Source organism: Aporhodopirellula sallentina SM41, from assembly GCF_000346505.1.
In the GTDB taxonomy this organism is placed as follows: Bacteria; Planctomycetota; Planctomycetia; order Pirellulales; family Pirellulaceae; genus Rhodopirellula; species Rhodopirellula sallentina.
Window position 1 is genome coordinate 1 of record NZ_ANOH01000020.1, and the last position, 23781, is coordinate 23781.

10 protein-coding genes and 1 pseudogene are annotated in these 23781 nt (G+C 56.0%); 6 read left to right on the forward strand and 5 right to left on the reverse strand.

The features are described 5' to 3' along the window. Positions 1–1198 (forward strand): sulfatase (locus RSSM_RS01005; RefSeq protein WP_044300446.1); only part of this gene is annotated, 1198 nt, incomplete at its 5' end. Positions 1199–1266: 68 nt separating this feature from the next. On the opposite strand, the gene gatC is transcribed toward RSSM_RS01005, so the two are convergent. Both gatC and rpmB read right to left on the reverse strand, forming a co-directional pair. Next, the gene (gene gatC / locus RSSM_RS01010; protein WP_008673517.1) at positions 1267–1575 is read right to left on the reverse strand and encodes an Asp-tRNA(Asn)/Glu-tRNA(Gln) amidotransferase subunit GatC; all 309 of its coding nucleotides are present in this window, start codon (positions 1573–1575) and stop codon (positions 1267–1269) included. Next, positions 1575–1844, reverse strand: a complete 270-nt coding sequence (rpmB, locus tag RSSM_RS01015; protein ID WP_044300447.1) for a 50S ribosomal protein L28 — start codon at positions 1842–1844, stop codon at positions 1575–1577. Before rpmB ends, gatC begins: the two co-directional genes overlap by 1 nt. Before the next feature lie 721 nt (positions 1845–2565). Here rpmB and RSSM_RS01020 point away from each other — a divergent pair. The 5 genes and pseudogenes from RSSM_RS01020 (at position 2566) to RSSM_RS01035 (ending at position 16859) form a co-directional block, all read left to right on the forward strand. Next, positions 2566–3933, forward strand: a complete 1368-nt coding sequence (locus RSSM_RS01020; protein ID WP_008673521.1) for an outer membrane beta-barrel protein — start codon at positions 2566–2568, stop codon at positions 3931–3933. Positions 3934–4471: 538 nt separating this feature from the next. Beyond that, positions 4472–9778 (forward strand): non-ribosomal peptide synthetase, encoded by a 5307-nt coding sequence (locus tag RSSM_RS01025; RefSeq protein WP_008673523.1) that lies wholly within the window; start codon positions 4472–4474, stop codon positions 9776–9778. 21 nt (positions 9779–9799) lie between these two features. After that, a complete protein-coding gene (locus tag RSSM_RS35145; protein WP_008673526.1) occupies positions 9800–10375 on the forward strand; it encodes an NAD(P)-binding domain-containing protein in 576 nt (191 codons plus the stop codon). Then, positions 10258–11553 (forward strand): annotated as a pseudogene (locus tag RSSM_RS31395) (NAD(P)-binding domain-containing protein); the annotation flags it as partial. The gene RSSM_RS35145 and the pseudogene RSSM_RS31395, both read left to right, overlap by 118 nt. Next, on the forward strand, positions 11529–16859 hold the full coding sequence (locus RSSM_RS01035; RefSeq protein WP_236620861.1) for a non-ribosomal peptide synthetase: 5331 nt from the start codon (positions 11529–11531) through the stop codon (positions 16857–16859). The pseudogene RSSM_RS31395 and the gene RSSM_RS01035, both read left to right, overlap by 25 nt. A gap of 11 nt (positions 16860–16870) precedes the next feature. Here the strand turns inward: RSSM_RS01035 and nadD are convergent, their stop codons facing one another. From nadD to RSSM_RS01050, 3 genes are read right to left on the reverse strand one after another with little or no spacing between them, the layout of a single operon-like run. Further along, a complete protein-coding gene (gene nadD / locus RSSM_RS01040) occupies positions 16871–17551 on the reverse strand; it encodes a nicotinate-nucleotide adenylyltransferase (RefSeq protein WP_236620862.1) in 681 nt (226 codons plus the stop codon). After that, the gene (locus RSSM_RS01045) at positions 17505–18866 is read right to left on the reverse strand and encodes a hypothetical protein (protein WP_008673533.1); all 1362 of its coding nucleotides are present in this window, start codon (positions 18864–18866) and stop codon (positions 17505–17507) included. Before RSSM_RS01045 ends, nadD begins: the two co-directional genes overlap by 47 nt. Continuing rightward, positions 18863–23695, reverse strand: coding sequence for an outer membrane protein assembly factor BamB family protein (locus RSSM_RS01050; RefSeq protein WP_236620863.1), 4833 nt, complete (start codon positions 23693–23695; stop codon positions 18863–18865). Before RSSM_RS01050 ends, RSSM_RS01045 begins: the two co-directional genes overlap by 4 nt. Between the last annotated feature and the right edge of the window lie 86 nt (positions 23696–23781).

The following is a 23781-nucleotide window of genomic DNA, read 5'->3' on the forward strand; positions in this document are numbered from 1 at the left end:
CGTCAACCGTCCCAAGATGGTCGGCGGATATGCGTTGCCGGAGAACCAAGAAATCTGGCGACAGAATAAAGCCGAGATGGAAGCAAAGTACGGGACCAATCTAGCTCGCAGCGGATTGATCCATGGGCCCGCCTACGAAGCCGCCGATGTCCCGGACCATGCCTATGAAGATGGTTATGCGACCGAAGTCGCTATCGCAACGCTCAAGGAACTGGTTAAGCAAGACAGACCGTTCTTCTTAGGCTTGGGTCTCAAGAAACCTCACCTGGACTTCATTGCTCCGCAAAAATACTGGGATCTCTATGATCGCGATGAAATCCCATTGGCCACTCACGCTCAACCGCCTCGCAACGGCGCTGCGATGGCGATTCACCCATCATTCGAATTGCGTGTACGGCACGGGATCCCGAAAGAAGGGCCGATCGGTCCTGAGCTGGCGCGCACGCTACGGCACGCCTACCTCGCCTGCGTTAGCTATGCCGACGCCAACATCGGCAAGATGATTGACGCGTTGGATGAAGCCGGCGTTCGTGACAACACCATCATCATTTTGTGGGGTGACCACGGTTGGCACCTCGGCGATATGGGCGCGTGGGGAAAGGCGACCAACTACGAAATCGCGACACGTGTCCCATTGATGATCTGGACGCCGGACATGCCATCAGAAACAAGGGGACAGAAAACAGACGGGTTGGTTGAGCTCGTCGACATGTATCCGACCTTGTGCGATCTGGCCGGGATTTCGCTCCCGCAGCACCTCGAGGGACACAGTTTCCAGCCGCTGCTCGAAGATCCACAACAACCTTGGAAGAGAGCGGCGTTTAGCCAGTTCCCCAATCCGGCGTTACGTGAATGGGCGGCCAACCCGCTGTCACGAGGTATGCGGGAAACCTGGTTCGGACCGTTGATTCAAGAAGTTGAGCAAAGAATCATCATCCAACAGGGCCGCAACTGGGACCGTGAACTCTTTGAAGAACACCTGATGGGCTACACGATGAGAACCGATCGGTATCGCTTGGTGCTTTGGCAAGACACGCGAGAACCGTCGGCAGAACCGATCGATGTCGAGCTTTACGACCACCAAAATGACCCGGCCGAGACGGTCAACATCGCTGAGCAACAGCCGGAAATTGTTGCCGACCTGATCAAACAATTTCGATCGGGATGGAGAGCCACACTCTCGTCCATCAAAAAATAGCGGGCTCAGCAGGTTGCCCAGATCAGCGGACTACGCAAAAGGGGGCAGCACGCTCGCTGGGGAGCTGTTTAGCTCTCTTTGCCGGTCGCGGCGACACCTAGAACGGGGGGGACAAGAAAGAATCCGTCCTGAGACGCCGGTGCGGTGGCGGTTGCCGTTTCCGGCGTGAGGCTATCGCCAGGAACGTCATCCCGGAAACGGTTTTGCACGTCAAGCGCGCTGGTCATCGGCTCGACACCCTCGGTATCGAGCTGAGAGAGTTGTTCTACAAACGTCAAAATCTCGCCGACCTGACGACCGAAACTCTCTCGCTCCTGTTCGGTGAGATCGAGTTTCGCCAACCGGGCGAGTTTTTCAATGTCGACGCTGCCGGACACTATTTTTTCGCGCCGCTGACGTCGAACGGTTTCGTCTTGACCGTCTTGCGAACGACACCGCTGCGGATGCACTGAACGCAAACACGCATGGTCTTGTTTTCCCCGCTAGGCAGGGTGACGTGGACGCGTTGCAGGTTCGGAACAAATTTGCGGCGAGTGCAACCAGTGATTTTGGTACCGACACCACCGAGATACTTCGCTTTCCCGCGTGTTTCGACCCGATTGCCTACTTGGACCTTTTTGCCGCAGGCTTCGCATTGTCGTGCCATCGAATTCTCCGCCGCCGATAAGTAAATGTAATAGTGTTCGTAAATGGCACGGGCGTGATGACGCACCGAGCCGGATTTTCAGATTGGAAGCCCGGTAGGATAGCGACTTTCCGCTTTCATGGAAAGCATGAATTCATCGGCGGAACGCAATCCGCCCGGAACCTGCCCATCCTCTGCGGTCGGACGCTTGCCGAAACGCCCTCCACAACCACTCCCCGAGTTATCCCCCCCCGCCCTAGTGGCCCCGAAGAATCCACCACGGATCCTCACACTGGGAAGATGAATACACGGCAAATCTTCATATTGGGGCGATCCAGGCCATTGCGTTGCGAACGGCCGCTGAAGGGGCATCCAACTCTTCTTGATCGGCAAACTCAACGCAATCTTCGCGACCGTTGTTTTATGGATGTTAGGAACGGCAATGCAGCAATCACTTCGTTTTAAAGCAGCTTGACAGTGGGATTTCGATGCGATGCACCGATGAAGATTGCGACGACCCGGTGTGGAACCGGAAACAGCCTTTTAGTCTCGATCTCGATCGCCTGTGGCGGCATGCGACGTGTAAGAGTCCGGCAGGTCCGAAAAAGCCTTTTTTCGGCTGCGGAGGTTCGAAACGTAGTGCACTTCCAAAGAGTGTGTCGCTTCGATCGTCTGGCCACACCGATTTATCTTGGTGCCACAAAATCGACCCAATTGGATTGGGACAATCACGGAGAAAGCAATGAAGCTTAGTAAATTAGCTCTGATCGCAGCCGTTGCATGCGGAATCAACGCACACAACCTGACGACTGCCTCAGCAAACGATATCAACATGGTTTCGTTCTGCGAAACTAGCTGCGACTGCGGCGAACCAGTATGCGGATGCGAGCCAGTGTGCTGCGACCCAGGTTGCGACGACGGATCATGCTGCGAGCCAGAGTGCGGCTGCGAAGTATCGATCTGCGGCGACACCTGCTGCGACGACGGATGTGACTCGGCTGGCTGCTGCGGCGGCGGATTCGGCGATTGCCTGCCAATGGGCGACTGCGGCGATCCATGCTCGCTGTTCGGCGACATCGGACACGGAATCACCGTCGGCGGATGGGCGCAACTGGGCTACCACACCGCAGCGGTTCCTTTGTTCAACAGCCGTCCCGACGAACTCCAACTTCATCAAGGTTGGTTGTACGCCGAAAAGGCAATCGACACTTCCAACGGTTTCGACATCGGTGGACGTATTGATTATGTCTACGGTACTGACGGACCAGACACGCAAGCGTTCGGTATCGACAACGATCACTGGGACAACGACTGGGACAACGGCAACGACTACGGTCACGCTTTGCCACAAGTCTACGCCGAAATGGGCTACGGCGATTTGTCGGTCAAACTCGGCCACTTCTACACCATCATCGGATGGGAAGTGGTTGGAGCTCCTGACAACTTCTTCTACAGCCACGCGTACACCATGTACAACAGCGAGCCTTTCACCCACACCGGTGCATTGGCCACGTACAACGTGTCGGATGACCTGTCGGTTTGGGGTGGTTACACCTTCGGTTGGGACAGCGGATTCGAAGACAACGGCGACTCGTTCTTGGGTGGTGCTTCGCTCGGTCTAACCGACAACATCACCATGATTTACGCCACGACCTTCGGTCGCTTCAACGAAAATCAAGGTGCTGCGACCGGTGCCGAACGCGGCTACATGCACTCCTTGTGCTTCGATGTCGCTCTGTCGGACAACCTTCAGTACATCTTCCAAAGCGATGTGCTTGAGTCGGAAGATGCAACCGGCGCAACGGCCCGTAGCACATTCGGTATCAACCAGTACTTGCTGTACTCGATCAATGACTGCTTGGCAATTGGCGGTCGCTTCGAGTGGTACAACCACGACGGTATCTTCGACGACGGCGGTGACCCCGCAACCGCCAACAACGGTGGCGACGTGTACTCGTTGACTTCTGGTATCAACTACAAGCCTCACAGCAACGTGATCTTGCGTCCTGAAATTCGCTGGGATTGGGCCGCCGGAGACGAGCGATTCATCCTCGAAGACGGCGACGACGACCAGTTCAGCTTCGGCATGGACTCGATCTTCCTGTTCTAAGTCAACGACGTAATCGTCCTTAAGAACATGCGAACCGCCCGGTTGCTCCAAGCGACTGGGCGGTTTTTTCGTGGTTTCAGACGCTTTGCGACACACTCTCGAATACACAGCCGTGGACCAAACGGCCGACCCCTGCCAAACAACGTATTTGGCACCCTGCCCTGCCCTGCCCTGCCCTGCCTGGGGAGCGGAACCGGAGTCTCTCCGGAAGAAAAAACGGCTCTGGAATGTGTCGATCTGAGCATTTTCACGGTCAAAATGCCGGAAATGGCCGGTGCGGTAGTAGCGATTTTGCCTACTTTTCGCCCGCCAATCCTGAGCCGCTGTCCACCGTGCCCCTGAAAAACGCATACAAGCGATAGATTGCGTCTAACGGACATCTTCCCGGGCCCGTCTCTACCCTATCGGTCGTTCAGACGTTCCTTAACGGTGAGCTACACTAGGGGGTCTGGGGCATTGATACCTAGACGAATTGGTTGCATGCGGCTAAGAACTCGTTTTGGTCGCAACCGGATAGCCCCTCAATCGATAATGGCTCGTGGACTACGAAACTGGAATCCAATCGTCGACCCAAGTGTCCGGATTATGGACACGCGGCGGCCCTGCGCCGTCAGATTCGTCGACGTTGATTCACCTCTGTCGATATCACGCGTGCGGTGATTCCGCATCGCTGCCCGCATTCACCCACGTTTTGGGTGAACCCGGTGATCACGATCGACTCAGTTTTGCACAACTGGACGAGCGAGCCCGTGCGATCGCGTCGGAAATCCAAGCTCGCGGCGGTGTCGGCAAACCGGTCCTCATCGTGCTCGACCCCGGATCGGATTACGCCGCGTCGCTGTTTGCGTGCATGTACGCGCGGGCGATCGCCGTTCCGATCTATCCGCCGCAGATGCTGCGTCTGCAGCACACATTGCCGCGGCTCAAGGCCGTGATCGCCAACACGGGCGCGAAACTGATGCTCAGCGATCGAGCCACGATCGGCGATTCGCTGAGCAATCTTTGGCAGATGCCCGAAAGCGGGGCAATCGCCGTCGACGAAATCAACACCGAGGCCGCTTCGCTTTGGGACGGTCGTTTGCCCAAGCCAGACGATGCCGCGATTCTGCAGTACACCTCCGGCTCCACCGGAAATCCCCGCGGCGTTGTTCTGACTCATCGCATTTTGCTCAGCAACCTGCACGCGATCGTTAGACACGTTCACTTTGACGGTGCCCGCAGCGTACAGTGGGTTCCCCCGTATCACGACATGGGATTGATCGGTGGAATCCTGCTGCCGATCTATCGGGGCGTTGAGACGGTCATCCTCTCGCCCGCCGATTTCGTCCGCAGCCCGCTGCTGTGGCTTCGATGCATTGACTACTACGACGGTTCGAGCAACGGTGCTCCCAATTTCGGGTACGAACTGTGCGTGCGACGAATCGATCACGCCGATTGCGAAGGACTCGACCTGAGTTCATGGAAGGTCGCTGTCGCAGGTGCCGAACCGGTTCGCGCGTCAACGCTTCGCCGGTTCGAAGAGAAGTTCTCACGGTACGGATTCGGTTCAACCACGTTCTGTCCCGCGTTCGGGATGGCAGAAACCACTGTGATGCTGACCGGCTCACCCCTGGGAGAAAGATACAAAACCTACCATGTCGACGCGCAGGCGTTGCGACTGGGGCACGTCATTCCTAAGTCTCCGACGAACGCCCCGAACGAAAAGGAACAATCGGTCACACAGGAACTGGTCAGCTCGGGTATTCCGGTCGAAGGAATGGAATACGAAATCGTTGACCCTCAAACCTGTCACGCACTTCCTGACGGCCAAATCGGAGAGATCTGGGTTCGGGGCGGTTCGGTAGCGGCCGGATATTGGAACGACAAAGACGCGACCGCACAAACCTTCCACGCTCAACTCGCGTCGACGACTCATTGTCAATCCAAGTCCGTCGGCGAAGACGACCGGTACCTGAGAACGGGTGACCTAGCCTCGCGCATCGATGGCGAATTGATTGTCACAGGTCGGTTGAAGGAATTGATCATCGTCGCAGGTCGCAACTTTTACCCACACGACATTGAACAGATCGTCCAATCGACCAGCGAAGCATTCAAACCGGACACCGGAACGGCGATCAGCATCGACGTCGACGACAGCGAGGAGTTGGTCGTCATCCAGGAATTGTGGCGGCCTCGCAAGTTTGTTCCCGAAGACCTGCTGAACGATGTCGTGGCAGCCATCGCGGAAAAAGCGCAAGTGACACCGCACGCGGTCGTGCTCGTCCGCAGCGGTTCACTCCCGAAAACTTCCAGTGGCAAACTGCAGCGGACGGACACGAAGGACATGTTCCTCCGAGGTGAACTCACCGAGATTGCTCGTTGGGAAGTCGGTGGAACGTGCTCCGCCAAGCCTGATCCTTATCAAGCGCCAAAAACCAAGACAGAACAAACGATCGCTTCCATTTGGTCGCGACTACTCGGGGTGGACTCCATCAGTCGAAACGATGACTTTTTCCATCTCGGTGGCGGTTCGCTGCTGATCGCTCAAATGCTGACGGAGTTGAGCGAACGTTGCTCGGTATCGGTCCCCATGGCGACGCTGTTTCGTCATCCGCAATTGAAAGACTTTGCAGAGATCGTCGACTCGATTGATACCGCAAACCAATCGAACCAACCGATCGTTCGTGCACCACAATCGCTCTGTGAACCACAACCGCTGTCCTCCGCTCAACAACGCTTCTGGCTGCTCGATCAACTCGGGCAAACGAATGCATTCGTTCATGTTCCGGTTACGATTGAACTCGACCGCCGTCTCGATCGGGAACAACTCGCCGAAGCGTGCCGATGCGTGATCCAAAAGCACCCGATGCTGCGAACGCGGTTTATCGAAACGGACCAAGAACCCGTTCAGGTTCTTGATGATTCGATCGAAATCCCAATCCACGAATTTGGCAAAGAGTTTGATCCGAACGATCAGTCCAACGATACACTGACGCAGTTCATTTGCGAGCCGATGGATCTGGAACGAGCGCCGTTGCTGCGCATCGGGATGACCCAACGTGCAGATGGTGGTACCCGCATCGACCTCGTACTGCATCACTTGGTCTGTGACGCAAGCAGCCTTCAAACGTTGATCGGTGACCTGGCAACCGCTTGTCAAACGGATGTCACCTCGACAACGCAATGGACCGCGTCTGAGGATTCAACAGACAGACACTCCGTGCGCTATGTCGACTACGCTCAATGGGATCGGGCGAACATCTCCCGCGAAGAATTCGCGTCACGTCTTTCCTATTGGAAAACACGTCTCGCGGACATGCCGAGCCAAATCAACCTGCCGTTCGCGGACACACCGGTTCGCGAAACCGGAACAATATCACGGACGCCTGCAACGAGAACCGTTACCCCAGCAATCTCAAATCGCATCGAACAGATCGCTCGAGATCACGGGCTCACGCCGTCGATGGTTTACTTGACGGCGTTTCAAACCGTTCTCGCTCGTTATGGAGGCGGCGACGATTTTGGGATCACGGTCCCGACTTCCAACCGTCCGTCAACGCAACTCAACGACGTCGTCGGTTGTTTTGTCAATCCGATTGTCTATCGAGCTCGCATCGACCAATCCCGATCCATCGCAGACGCGTTAAAACAAACTCGCACGGATCTACTCGACGACCTCGACCATGCCGACGTGCCGTTCCAAGAAGTCGTCTCGGCAGTCGATCAGGTACGGGACCTCTCACGGATGCCGTTGTCACAGGTGATGTTCCTGTATCAACCACCGTTTCAGAATATTGAACACATGGGTGACGCGACCGTTACCTCCGTGCGTCCCGGCTATTCCGCGGTCACCGCCTATGACCTTTCGCTGATTGTTCATCCCGGCAACACGACCGAAGTCGCGGTGGTCGCCGGTGAACGAGTCCCAGTACAACTCGCCGGTAGAGTCCTCGACTCACTCAACGAGGTGCTCGAGCAGATTACCGATTCCGCTCTCGCCGAGCGAACCATTGGCGAACTGTCGGTTCCTTCGGAAGCAGAACGCACAAGAATCGAATCCGCGGAACAGGGCAAGAAACTTCCCGTCGGCTCTGACGAGAACCTCATCGCTCGACTGCGCACTCACGCGGCACAAATTCCTAACCAAGTCGCCATTGTCGATGACTTGCACTCGCTGAGTTACCGCGAAGTCGATCAGATCAGTGATCGCGTTGCGTCCGGTTTGCTGTCAGAGGCAGTTACGTCGGGTTCGCTGGTTGGTATTGAGATGTCGCGAAGCGCCAACGCCCTGATTGCGATCCTTGGTTCGTGGAAAGCGGGGTTCGGTTACGTTCCTTTGGATCCGACACAACCACCACACCGCCGAGAACAAATCCGGACTGCTGCCAACCTCTCGTTCGTCATCGACGACACGATGTTCCAACGATGGATGCAGCAGACCGAAGACGAATCGGCACGCGGGCAAGAGTCCACGCCGTCGCAGAACGATTTGGCGTACGTGATGTTCACATCGGGTTCGACAGGAACACCGAAGGGCGTCGCGATCGAGCATCACAGCGTATCGAACTTGCTCGCCTCGTTCGCGGATCAACCCGGTTTCACCTCCGACGATTCAATGCTCGCGGTCACCACCATGTCGTTTGACATCTCGGTACTCGAGATGTTGCTTCCACTTTGGTGTGGGGGCAAGACAATCGTTACCGCGAATCGCATCGGTGAAGATCCCGATTCGGTCATTCGCACCATCCACTCAGCCCGCCCGAACGTCGTCCAGTCGACACCCTCGGCCTTCCGAATGTTGTTGTCGGCCGGATGGCGACCGAACGAAGGCACACGTCTCTTCTGCGGTGGCGAACCGCTGCTGCCTGACCTCGCCTTGGATCTGCTCTCGAGCGACTGCGAACTGTGGAACGTCTACGGCCCCACCGAAACAACCGTTTGGTCAACGATCACACGGGTCGAATCCGCAGACCAAATCACGATCGGACATCCGATCGCCAATACGATCTGCCGAGTTATCGACGGACACGGCAATCCCGTTCCCGACGGCGTGGCGGGCGAATTACTGATCGGCGGCGATGGCGTTGCCCGGGGCTACTTTGGCGACGACGAACAAACTATCGAGCGATTCATCGTTGGTGACGAGACACGTTTTTACAAAACTGGGGATCAGGTTCGACGTTTGTGCGACGGTAACCTAGAGTTTCTCGCTAGGAACGATCGACAGGTCAAACTCCGTGGGTTCCGTGTCGAGCTCGACGAAATCGAAGCCGCGTTGCAACAGTGCGGCGGAGTCGATCGGGCCGCCGTATTGCTCTGGAAAAACGATTCGACCGGTGGAGATCGGTTGGTTGCGTTTTGCTCTGGGTCAAACGAGAGCGAAACGGTACGAACGGAATTGGCCCAACGCATTCCGGAATACATGGTGCCGGCAACGATTCAGTGGCTCGAAGAATTGCCTCGCACCCCAGCCGGAAAGACCGACTACCGTTCGCTCCCGACCGAATCCATTCAACCCGTTAGTACAGAAAAATCACCACCGCGGACGCCGCTCGAACAAGAGTTGGCGGAGGTGTGGTGCGAGGTGCTCGAATGCGAAAGCATCGGGCGAGACGATCACTTTTTCGATCTTGGTGGCAACTCGTTGATGGCCGCTCAACTGTTCGCGCGACTGCGTCAGCGGTTGGACATCAATTTGCCACTACGTGAGATCTACGCCCGACCGACCATCGCATCGCTGGCCAGTGCCATTGTGATGCACCAGGCGGAAACAGACGCCGATGACTTATCGGACATGCTCGCAGAACTCGATTCGCTTTCGGACGACGAAGCGATGCGAGTACTCGACAACGACAACCCGACCTGACTTCTTCCACCGAACTTTGTCATGATCACGCCCTGCAAAGAACGCGAACTCGACTTCCTCATCATCGGTGCCGGCCCCGCCGGTATTCAGTTGGGTTATTTCATGAAACGCGCTGGCTACGATCATTTGATCTTGGAAGCCCATGATCGCCCGGGCACGTTTCTCGAAAAGTACCCCCGTCACGGCAAACTGCTGTCGATCAACAAAGTTCACACGGGATACACCGACCGCGAATCACAACTTCGCTACGATTGGAACTCGCTGCTTTGTGACGATGACGATATGGCGTTCGGAAAGTACTCAAAAGAATACTTCCCGAGCACTGAAGACTACGCCCGCTACACGCGAGACTTCGTCGAACGATTCGACCTCGACATCCAATTCAACACATGCGTTGAGTCTGTCGAAAAGCCGAAGAAGGTCGTGAAGGATACGTCGTCCGCGATAACCACGGAACGGTCTACCACGTTCGCTGTCTCGTCGTGGCCGTTGGAGTTCAAAAGCCATACATCCCAGAGATTCCTGGCATCGAACTCACCGAGAATTACGCCGACATGTCGATCGATCCCGAGGACTTTGAGGGTCAGCGGGTTTTGATCTTGGGCAAGGGAAACTCAGCGTTCGAAACAGCCAACCACTTGGTCTCGGCTACCCGAGTAACGCACCTGTGCAGTCCCAACCCGATCAAGATGGCATGGCAGACTCACTTCTTCGGCCATCTCCGCGCCGTCAACAATGACTTTCTCGATACATATATCTTGAAAGGACAGAACTCGGTTCTCGATGCTAACGTCGACAGCATCAAGAAAGTGGACGGCGAGTACCATGTCGAGATTACGTTCACGCACGCCGAAGGCCAACGTGCATCGCTCGCATACGACCGCGTGCTTTGCTGCACAGGCTTCCGCTGGGATCCGACCTTTTTCGCCGACTCCTGTCGTCCCGACATGGCGTGCGAAGACCGACTGCCCGCGATGACAAGCGGTTGGGAATCAACCAACCTACCGGGCGTTTTCTACGCAGGAACGATCACGCAAATTCGTGACTTGAAAAAGACCATGTCGAGCGTTCTGCACGGCTTTCGGTTCAACACGGCGGCCCTGTTCAACATCCTCGGCGAGCGATTCATGGACGTCGCCTGGCCATCCGATTCGTTTGAAGCAACGCCGGAAAATATTGCAAACAAAATCACCGCTCAGGTCAGTTCAGCCGCCGGACTCATGCACCAACCAGGTTTCCTCGGTGACTGCCTCGTCGTCGATGACGAAACCGGCATGGCGCATTACCACGCCAACATGGCGGTGGACTACATCCAGGAAAGCCACTTCGCCGATAACTCGCACTACTACATCATCACGATGGAATACGGCGAGTTTGAAGGCGACATTTTCAATAAACACCGCGTCCCGGACGCCGCCAAAGGGTACGACGACGCCTACCTGCACCCACGAATCCGCCGGATGTGTCGTGGCCAGATGATTTCAGAACATCACATTTCGGAATCCCTCGAAAACGATTGGCGTGTGGGTGAACACCCTGGCGAACGACCTCTGATCCGAGCGATCGATTTCATTGGGCAAACGGACGCGACCCGATATCAACAGACACACCGCGACCAACTGCTCCGCTTCCTCAGCGACCAACTCGCAGTCGGATCTCCATCCGAAGCAGAACTGCCTGCACTTGTCTGTCCCTCTTCTCCAAATGCGTCGGCGGCTATCTCGACGGCCATCCAGTCGACAGGAAACACATGTCCGATCTCGAGAAACGGCTAGCATCCCTTTCGCCAGCGAAACGCGCGCTTCTCGAGAAAATGCTGCTCGAACGCGCATCGACTCGAAGCTCCAAGATTTCTCCCCGGCCTACCGATTGCGAGGACAGCCTCTCCGGCGCAGAAAGTCGGTTGTGGTTTGTCGATCAAATCGCAAAGGATGACCCGTTCTACAACATGCCCCTCGCGGCACGTTTGCACGGCCCCTTGGACCAAAAGAGTCTCGACTCCGCGGTTGCGCAAATGGTGCAACGGCACGAGTCCCTTCGCACAACGTACCACCTCGTTGACGGAGAACCTCAACGCAGAATCCACCATTCGCAACCAATCCGCTGCACTTGGGTGGATGTCTCCAACAGCCGCGACCCGGATAACGAGATCCGGCGGAAAATGCGTGTCGCCTCTCGCACGCCGTTCGATCTCGAGAACGGACCGCTGCTGAGGATCACCGTTTATCGGATCAGCGACACCGAACATGTGATCTTGCTGGTAATGCATCACATCATCTCGGACGGATGGTCGATGATCGTGATGCTGCGAGAGTTAACGCTCGCCTACGAGATGAATCGGTCGCAAGATTCGTCCTCGGAACTGTCTCTCGGCTCGCTTCCGTCATTGCCGATTCAGTACGCCGACTTTGCTCACTGGCAAAACGAACAGATGTCGGAAGAGCGGATCGAAAAACAAATGGCATACTGGCGTGAATCGCTTGCAGGTGCCCCCGCGGTACTCGACTTGCCGACAGATCGACCTCGCCCTGCCGTCCAGGATTTCATCGGCGCGACGGTAGATCTCGAATTGCCGGTCGAACTCACGCAGTCCGTCAATCAACTCGCGTCCAAACTGCAAACCACCCCGTTCGCAGTCTTGATGGCGGCCGAAGCCCTGCTCCTGGGTCGTTTTTCACGTCAAGATGATCTCGTTCTCGGAACGGCTTCCGCCGGGCGTGTTCATCCCGAGATCGAACCGCTGATCGGCTTCTTCGTCAACACGTTGGCCCTGCGTGTGCGGTTGGAAGATGACCTTTCGTTCGTCGACCTCATCAAACAGGTTCACCAAACTACGGTCGCCGCCCACGAACATGCCGACGTGCCGTTCGAACGTTTGGTGGAGGAACTCGCTCCGACGCGTGACCGCAGTTTCTCGCCGATTTTTCAGTCGGCCCTCGTGATGCAAAACCTGCCTCGCGACATTAGCGAAAAAGGCAGCATTCAAGTCGACCCGATCTTGGTCGACAACGGCACCGCAAAATACGATTTGACGTTCTTCCTATGGGAAGAATCCGAAAAGCTGGTCGGCCACGTCGAATACCGATCCACTCTCTTCGACCGCGATACCATCGAACGACTGATCGATTCGTATCGCACGCTGTTGAGTGCAGCCGTCGCACAGCCCGATTCATCCATTGATCGTTTGACGATTCTCTCGGAGAAACAGAGATCGCAGGTCATTGATGAATTCAACCAGACCACGGTAACTAATCCGCCGCCCTACCTTCTTCAAGAATTGGTCGAAGAGAACGCACAGCGGACTCCAGAAAAAACCGCGGTGGTGCATGGAAACACGGAAGTCAGCTATCGCGATCTGATTAAAAAGGCGAACAACATCGCCGGTCATTTGATTGCCGCAGGAGTCGTATCGGAAACCGCAGTCGTCATCAAACTGCCCCGTTCGATCGATCTCATCGCATCGATATTGGGCATCCTCAAAGCCGGTGGATCCTTCGTCCCCGTCGACCCGGAATTCCCTTCGGCGAGGGTCGACCAAATTGTCAACGATACTTCCGCCAAGGTCCTGATCGATCCAAACTGGATCCGCGAACATAACGAGGCTCCGCCGAACACCGCACTCCCGACGATCGATCCGAGCCAGCGAGCGTACGTGATCTTCACATCCGGATCGACGGGCGTCGCCAAGGGCGTCGAGATCGAACACCGTGGGATCGTGAACTTTGTGCGGGCACAAATCGACCGAATGCAGGTCTCATCAGACGACCGATTCAGCTTCAGCTTCTCGCCGTGTTTCGATGGTGCGATTTCCGAGATCTTCTACGCCCTCGGCAGTGGCGGCACGAGCGTTGTCGTTGACAAACCCACGCTGCTCGTTCCCGAAGAACTCTCGCAGTTACTGAACCAGAACAACGTCAGCGTCGGTAAATTCCCACCGGCATTACTGTCAACTCTCGATCCGGCACGACTGCCAAATCTTCGCATCGTTGCATCCGCAGGCGATAAGTTAACAGGGGAACTTGCTCGCCGTTGGCTCACCAAAGGTCGACGATTCTTTAACGGTTACGGCCCGACCGAAGTTTCTGTCGGCTGCAGCATGATGCCACTCGACGAAACCTGGACCGGTGAAAAACCGCCAATCGGTCCGCCGATGAACAACATGCGGATGTACATTCTCGACGAACACCAAAACCCACTTCCCATCGGTGCGTCAGGCGAGATTTACATCGGTGGCAAAAGCGTCGGGCGAGGTTACCTGGGAATGCCCGAACAGACCGACGCTGTCTTCCTGCATGATCCGTTTGTATCGGATGACGCTGACAGCGATGATCGCCCACCGCGGATGTATCGAACCGGCGACCTCGGGCGTTGGCTCGCCTGCGGCAACGTTGAATTCGTAGGCCGAGTCGATGACCAGGTCAGCCTTCGCGGCTTTCGTATCGAACCCGGTGAAATCGCAGCCACCCTCGAAACACTCGAAGGTGTCCGCCAAGCAGCCGTCATCGAGCGCAACGAAAACGAAACCTCTCAACTCGTCGCCTATGTGGTTACGCAAAAAGATCGCGGCGAAGAGGAACGCACCTCTCATCTCGAATCGAATCACGTCACGCAGTGGCGTGACCTTTTCGAACAAACGCACCGCATCGCCCCTCCGGTACTCGACCCCTCATTCAACATCACCGGATGGATCAGCACCTACACCGGAAAACCGATCCCTAGCGATGAGATGCGTCAATGGACCGAAGGAGCCGTTCGTCGAATCCTCAGTCTGCGCCCCCGAAACGTTTTGGAAATCGGTTGCGGAACCGGTTTGCTCTTGCTACGAATCGCCGAACACTGCAAACGATACGTCGGTTCCGACCTGCTCGCGTCATCGCTGCAGAACATCGAGAGCGAACTGGCCCATCGGCCTCATCTGCAAGACAAAGTTGCTCTTGTCCAGGCATTCGCGGACGAGTTCAATCATCTCGGCGACGACAAATTCGACTGTGTCGTGTTGAATTCAGTCGTGCAGTATTTTCCCGGAATTGACTACCTGCTCCGCGTCGTCGAGGGGGCAATCGCTCACTTGGCTCCCGGCGGATCGCTGTTCATTGGCGACGTCAGAAACCTTCGTTTGCAAACAGCGATGGCAACATCGGTGGAAATGTCAAACGCCGACCCACAGTTGTCGCTCAGTGAACTCAAACACCGCGTCGCCTCCCGAATCGAGCACGAAGAAGAACTGCTCCTCGATCCAGAGTTATTCAGCTACCTGAAAACGATCCATCCTCGTATTTCCAATGTCCGTGTACTTCTCAAAGACACGGCTCATCAGAACGAACTCGGTCGATTCCGGTATGACGTCATCATCGACGTTGACGAACACCAATCCGAAACCACCTATCAGACCATACCGTTCAACGAAGAATCTGACCTCAGCACGGCTCCCCCGTCGTCGGTTCGCTATACCGGTATCAACAACTCACGCGTTGCGAAAGACTGCCACTCGGTGGCTTTGCTAGAGACGATGTCCGACACGGCAACGGTAGCCGATCTGATGGACCATCTCGAAGCCGATGCGTCACACTTCGAAGGCCGAGAACCGAACGACCTGATCGAGTTGTCGCCTACCGATTCTTCGGCAACTTGGAACGAAGACGATCCGAGCCGATTCGACGTCGTAGTCTGCTCCTCGCAAGCCGACACCAACTCCGGTGATACTCGGACGGTGGAGGAACCCAACGTGGCATCGCCAAGCGTTCCTTCACCGACTGACACCAACGGGATCGACCCAAGTCAGTTTGCGAACGATCCGATCGGCACGGAACGGGATCGCGAGTTCACCAAACGATTGCGTGATGAACTCTCGGCACGACTGCCCGCCTACATGATTCCGTCCGCCTTCGTTGTGCTCGAAGAGATCCCGCGCACGATCAATGGCAAAATCGACCGCGCGAACTTGCCACGTCCGGCGGGTCGCCCCGCGTGGGCAGGCAACTTCAAGGCACCGACCACCGCGACTCAGGAAGCACTTGTCAAAATCTGGGAGGACCTGCTCGACACACGTCCGATCGGAATCGAAGACGACTTCTTTGAACTCGGCGGTCATTCGATGTTGGCGGTTCGCATGACGAGCGACATCGAGCGGTTGCTCGGCAAGCGTCTCCCTTTGGTGGCGTTGTTTCAAAACGCCACGATCGCGCACCTAGCCGAACGAATCGATGCGGGTGAATTGTCCGAAGCCGGCTCGACATTGGTTCCGCTGAAAATGGCGGATGCCACAGGTTCGACGGAGGAAGTGGAACCACCACTCTTCTGCATTCACCCTGCCGGCGGAACAGTATTCTGCTACATGGAAATGACATCGCACCTGCGATCGGGACGAGCCGTCTACGGTGTCCAAGCCAATGGGATTGACGGAACCCAACCCCCACATGAAACGCTCGCTGAAATGGCGGCTCATTACGCGCGAGCGATTCGCGAAATTCATCCTGAAGGCACCGTGCATTTGGCCGGATGGTCACTCGGCGGAAACATCGCATTCGAAGTCGCCCGACAGTTGCAATCCCGCGGGACTCCAGTGGGGGTCGTGGCACTTCTCGACTCTGGACTGCTATCGCCCGAAACGCAGCTTCGTGAAGAAGATTTCTTGCCTTTGCTGTCCGCACTCTTCCCCGGGGCGATGAACCTCGATCTCGAACAAATCCGACAGAAGAGCCCTGCCGAACAACTCCAATTCTTCGTAGACCGTGCCTCCCAAGCAGGCATCGTTCCGGGCGAACTCAACGACATCGTTGCCACGAAAGATACCGCCAACGCGGCGCATGTCTTCAACGTGTTTCAATCCAACGTCAAAGCCGTCCATGAATACGTCGCCGAACCATTCGACGGCAATGTTCACCTGTTCCGACCGGTTGATCAAGGGAAAACGAATTCGCTCTTCGATGACCCGGTCTTGGGATGGCGTGAGGTCACCGAAGATGTTCACCTGCACGAAGTCCCCGGTGATCATGCCCACATGCTGCAATCACCCGCAGCCGAAACGATCGCCAGCCAACTCGATCAACTGATGCTGAAACGATCCGCCGTCCCCGTCTGATTCACTACGGATCACTGCTCGGCGGACCGATACAATCTCTCGTGTTGGATGAACGCTTCGACGGCATGTGGCACACGGAACCGAATCGATCGTGAATGAAGAACACGATCTCGCAGATCTCGGCTACTGATTTCAATCTGCGGCATGTCGATCTCCGCATCGCGGCACTCTGAAACTTTTTGTGCGGGGGCGAAGTCGTTGAGGACCGTGTAGTCCGGACTCGGCATCCCTCCTCGAGCGACCACCGCGAGCGTGCAAAGTTCGAGAATCCGCTGCGGTTCCTTCCAACGGTTAAACGACGCCAGCGAGTCGGCTCCAATGATCAAGAACAACCGGCGATCGGGGTGTTCTGAGCGTAACTGTTCTAGCGTATCGACAGTGAAGCTCACACCACTCCGGTCGATCTCTCGAGTATCAATCACGTGTCCGTTTTGCCCCGAGAGCACCAAACGCAGCATGTCGATGCGTTGACCGTCGGTCGCTACCGTCCCTGACTCCTTCAATGGGCTCGTCGCTGCCGGGACCCAACGCACCTCACCGACCGGCAACTGCTCGAGCGCATATTCCGCAATCCAAAGATGCCCGATGTGGACCGGATCGAACGATCCACCATAGATTGCAACGGCGTCCATCACAGCTGTCCCCTTATTCACTCGTTTGACCACATAAACGCGATTTGATCTCAATGACATCTCGCAACGAAGCATAGAAACGATCGGCCGTTTCCATCTCACCGAGCAATCGGTGGACGTGCACCAAATTTTCGACAACCGATTGCCACGCAGGTGTCCTTTCGTGAGCCTTGGCAAACCAATCTGCGGCGACTCGCAATTGCGTTTCGTCGCCGTTTTGCCTCGCTGATTCAGCCGCTATCAATCCCAAATAATTGCAGGCCGCGGCACACGTTTTGTCGTCATTCAAAGCGTCCTGCAGATAGTTTCCGGCGTCAAACCAACATTCCGATTCAATCAGCAACCGTGCTATCTCCAAAGCCAGTTCGGGATGGACGCCGAACGCTTCAGCAACGACACCATAACAGTCGCGAGCCGAATCCAAATCGCCAAGATGACACCACAAGATTCCAATGGCGGCGTAGAACAACCCGCGATCTTGTATCGAACCTTTCGTCGATTCAAATTCGCGCTGCAACGCCTGGACATCGACGGGTGCTACCGGCAAACCTCGAGCCGGATATTCACAGGCACGACGCAGCCCGTCGTTTAACGGGGTTTTGACACCGTGCGTGGTGGTTGCCTGTTTCTCGCCGCCGCTCGTCAGTTTTCCTACCGCCTCGTCAAACGCGCGTTGCAACTCTTGATCGAGCGTGGAGTATCGCAGCGGCGTGAACCCACTCTCAACAGAGCGAGAGATCGTCACTTCCGAAAACTCCAGCGGCAGCTCCATCAAATCTGCCACGACCTGCACCGGAGACACACCGATCTGTTCACTTGGCAATTCGACGAAATAATCCAGGTCGATATCAACGAGACAACTCGAAGGCAAACCAACGTGCGGCAACGCCTCTCGGTGGCACACGGTCAACTCAATACCTAACAACTCACCTTCAATCCAACGAACCGCGTCTGAGTTCCGCGAGCACCAGGAGAAACTGCGGAGATCTTCAATCGTGACACCATCAGTTTGCTGCAATTGCTCGATCGCGGACTGCATGTCATGAATTGGGACATGACTCGGAGCGACCCAAATCAGTTTCCGAACCACTCCCATCCTCGCTGCCGCGAAAAAGAAGTCCTCAATCCCGAAACTGTAACTCCGCGAAGCGACCGCATCCCAATCAGGCATCAGGTGGTGCGGCTTCATTTCCGCGCGTAGCTCGTCACTGGTCTTGCTCGCAACGAGTCGTTTCAAACGCGACGCCGTGATTCGTTGCACGTCCAAATGAGCATCAAAGCAGACAACGACCGCATTCTTGACGCCTTTCTCGAACCAATACGGAAGAACCTCACTGTGTTCTTCGAAAACGATCGTGTTGACCGTTCGCGTCACGGCGACTCAGCTTCGTCGTCTATTTTCAAAGTGTCCGAGAACGTGTAGGTCAATAACTCACTCTGAATCGTCGCGATGATTTGATCACGATGAGGCAGGAGACGGACATGGGTTTCGATACGATTGTTGCGACTGCCAATGTTCTTGCCCAACAGTTCGTGAAGGACGTGGCCGTCATCGATATCGAGTCCCCAAACATCAAGTTCTCGCTGCCGTGACGCACCGCCCTGACTCTGGAAATGCGAATGCCCACGAACCAACATCAACATTGGGGTCAACCACGGTTGATAGGTCGTCACGCCGCGTGCTTGTTCGAAGGAGACAGACCACGCCAAACGTGCTGCCGGGTTCGAACTTTCGACAGATTCGGACTGCGACGCGTCCTGCTGTTGTTCGTCACCGTCGGTGTCTTCAGGGTCGTCTTCGCTTGCATCGCTGACTGGTTGATTTTCCGTTTCGCTCGCATTGATCTCCTCTTCTTGCCATTCGATGCAGTGAACGCTGGTGGCCCCCTGGACAGACAACCCACTCGCGACGGTTACGGTGCTCGTTGTGCTATCGCTCTGTTGAGGCAATCGGCATCGAGGCATCAACAGAAACCGGTCTTTCACTTGAACGACCGAAAGTCCAAAGAGATTCGGCCTCACGGGCACGGAAACCTCGGCGAGCTCTCGTCCGGTGAAAACGTCCCAAATGGTCGTTCGACCCGAGTTATCGAGGAGCACGAAGTATCTCCCGTCAACCATCTCGCCATAGGAAGCAGAGCGTTCTTGATCGGTCAGGTTCACCGGTGACGCAAGCCGTTTACGAACCCGTTGCATCGAAATGCAGTCAACAATCTCGACGGTATGCGGGTCATACAATTCGACTTGGCCGTCGCGATCGTTATAGTCTGAAACCAGAAGCGCGTGCCTGCCGAGCGTCGCCAACATGGAATCGATCACCAAAGACTTTGATTCGATATGCCCGCCATCATACGTGTCGAAATACGCGATCTGATCAGCCCGTTCGCTGAGCACGCCAACACGGCCATCACCTGCAACGACTCCACTGCCAGCCAAACCGATGTTGCTTCGCCAGAGTTGCTCCCCCGTCACGCTGTGGTAGCAAATGAGGTCTTCGCCCTGCAGCAAGAACAATCGATCGCCGAGTACGGGCCCGAGTCGCAACTGCGCGTCATCCGCATTTGCGGTCGGCGAGTTTGAAACATAACGATAGACCTGATCACCAAACTTCGATGTTTCGCTGCGCCGCTTCGCAACCGGTTGTCCATCGGGATGCAGACTTTGTCGCCACCGCACGATTTCATTGACGCCACCGGCGAAGACTCGGAACAGATCGATGGCGATCAATTCCGAAGGTGTCAGGACGAGCATCAACCCGCCGCTGAGGGTCACTTCTTTGTCGCTCGAATTGCGGTTGGTAAGTCCCTCGACCACGATCGGACGTGAGATCCCATCATGATCCAACAGAGCGAGAGGGTTGTTGTCACTGATCGCCTGCCAGCCCAACAACTGTCGTCCCATCAAACGGGTCGTCCGTGCATAACGTCGATCGGAAATCAACGCCTGAGTTTGCGGAAGACGTGTCGACTGCCACTGCAAATCAACCTGACGCGGCCATGATTCTGGAGGAATGCGGCCAACGCCGAGCACTTGATACTCGTCCAGCGTCGATGCGATCCGTTCGATCATCTCCGGTGTAGCGTCAGGTTCTTGGATTCTAGCCTGCAGCACTTCACCGACTCTGCGTCGATCTTGATTCCACCCCGCCGCGCTGTAGACCTGGGCGAGCACACAGAGACTCGTGACATCCAAAGACGCCGTAGTTTCATCCGATGGCATGCGAACGCCCCATGTCAATCGTTCCGTTGCCAGAGCGTCACCCTGCCCTTGGTATTGTTTCAACAGGCTTTCTTGGGACGATTCGACAGCATCGCCCAACGGAGCAAAATGTTCGACGATTTGGCCCAAAGTCATCCGGTTGGGTCGAATGCGATTTGTAAGATGAGCTTCGAATTTCTCCGCCAGTGACGCCTGGGTGGCATCATCCGCCGCCGCAACCACTTCGGCGACCCGAGCGGTTAGCCAAGCTGACAACGTGAATTGCCTGGATTGACTAGGAAAAATCATGGCCTGCTGGCTCGCCACGTTAGGGCGTTCGATCATCAACGCAGACAACTCGAGCAATAAATCGAACGCGTTTGTTAATTCGTTCGACGATGGTGTTCCTTCCGAATCGTTCTCGTCATCGGGGCTTAACTGCCGAAGAATTTGCAGAACGAGCAACTCGGCCTGTTGCTCAGGCCGATCAATCAACCGGCGCAGCGTATCCAATTCCTCTTGCGAAATTTCATGCTGTTCCCGAAGACTTCCTAACATCGCTTCCACAGACAGCGAGATCACGTCGTCATTATCCGGATCGATGCTGCGAGCCTTTTGCAGGAGTGCCAACGCTTCACCACGTTGATCCTCTTCCAGCAACAACTGAGCCTTGTGGACGAGTGCGACGAGGTCGTCGGGATCTTCCGTCAAAATACGGTCGACCTGAGGTCGCAAGGAATCCTCTCCGTAGGCGACCGCAGTCGTCGTGGTCGCTTGAGAGATAATTTCGCCGTCTACCGCGATCAGGTTCCCCAACGGATAACGAACAATGCGACGAGAAAGCACGCGTCCTGACGCCAATCCGATTTCGATCAACTCGTCGTTCGTTGTTGGCAGATAGTAGCTCGATTCACCGAACACTCCGCGACCGGATACCCGTTGGCCGGGACTCATCATATCGCTCGGCGTCGCCCACACCTCCGAGCCCGTGTTGAGGTCGTAGGCCATCACCCGATCGGCACGAACAATGATGTACCGGTTGTCTCGAATCCCAGCAAGATAGAAATTCTTCCCGCGTGGTTGCGGCCGAAACCGGTCTTCACCGCTGACGACATCCGCAACGATCAAACGGTCAGACTCGACCGGCGTGAGTGCCACGTTCGTTCCGTGGCCGATCGCCACCGAAGTCATCCACCGTTGACTCAGTTGGTTCATCGAGACATCCGACGGTTGTCGAAGAGCATTGCGGGCAAAGTTCGCGTTGCGTGGATGGCGTTTCGCCCATCTCAACGTGCGGTCAACGAGATCAACCGCAACAGTTACCGCCGCCCCCGTGGGACAGATCAACAAACCTTCATGATAAGTAGGCATGGCCCCGGCAACGCGTCGGACCGGATCGGTGGTGATCCCGCTCGATTCAATCGAAACCAAAACCTGCCGCCAAACTTCACTACCGTCCTGCGAGTTCAAACAAACCAAAACAATCTCACCGGAGATTTCAGCCATCACGTACAGTCGACCGCGAAACGGCAACGGCGGCCCTAAAAAGAACGCTTCTGAGAAGCGTGTCGGAGATGTCTCGTTGGACCCGAGCCGCCACAGCAGTTTCCCTTCCGTCGCGAGATCCAACGCGACCAACGTGTTCTTGCTGGCCTTCACCGAACTCATTCCACGCATGCCGAACGGGTTGAACCGCTCCACCTCGACCAAGTGAAGGTCGTTGATCATGTAAACGCGTTCGCCGTCGCTCGAGATCTGTCCGTAGGGCACGTCGTTCCATACCCGCTGCACCAAGATTTCTTTTGGGTCTTCTTCACCACGACGATCGATCGCGTCTTCATCCGCCGAACTGATCGCTTCGGGAGGCGCGAACCAAGGGTACTGCCAAACCCGTTTCCCGGTTTTGTAGTCCACCCCGAGCAGTCGTTCGGTCGTTCGCATTAGCAATTGGTCACCCACACGAAGCGGCATCCACGATGGAGGAGGCAACTGGCTGGTCGCCTTCAATTGCGCCGTCTCGGCTTCGAGCATGCGTTCCTGCCGAGGGCTTCCCGACGATTCAACAACCCATCGCGGGTTACTCAGCGGCATCTGCCCGTCAGAGTTTCCACTCCGATTGGGCCGGCCACCGAGAAAGGCATAGTCCTTCGCGTCCCCCTGAGTTTCAAACGCCATGGATGCAAAACGTTCGCGCACCGCTGTTTTCCAACCCACCGCGTTCGTTACGCCATTCGGAAACTGATCCGGTATAGGAAGCGGACGTTCCGAGAGCACACACGATCCCGCGTGCATCCAAATCAACTCATCACCGATCGTTTCAATCGCTCGGGGCAATCCCACAACATCGTCGAGCAACAAAGACACTGCCAATGGATTCCCCAACAACCACTCTCGCATCGCGAGCAAGTACGACGCTCGATAGCCGGCCTCGGTGTGAAAGAACTCCCGGCGAACCTGCTCAACCGCTTCCCAATCTTTGTTCGCCTGTGCTTCTTGAAGAATCTTTGCGGCGAGAGGTCCGTAACGAAGTTCATAAATCTCGAAAGCGCGGTCCGGCAAACTGCCGATGATCTGACGAACCTGACGGAACACCGATACCGGCCCATCCTCATCCATGTCGTCTTGCGAGATATCCTCTTCGTCGAGCAATCGCTCAATCTGCTGCTGCGTCGATCTCCGGCCTGACGGATCGACAGATCGATCCGGATTTAAGAAGTAATCTTGCGTCGATTCTGAAAACTCATCGCGGGAAACCCTCCGCATGATGTCTCCCAATCGAACGACCGCGTCGCTGTAACGTTCCTCCGCGAGAGCCTCCTTTGCTTCGCGAATTTGCTGACGCACGCTACGGGGAGGCGGCAACAATTCCGCCGCCCCCACGTCAATCGTCGCACGAAACAAACCCTGGGCAGTGCAGTTTTGCACACCGACCCCATGCGTGATCACCAACAGAATCACGAACGAACTCAGACGCATGGCGACGGCCGAAATCAAAGAACTTCTCACATCAATGCCTTTGAACAATGATTTACGTTTCACAACGATAATGTCTTGATTGTACGTGTACTTTGGCCATTAAACCTGACCCCCGG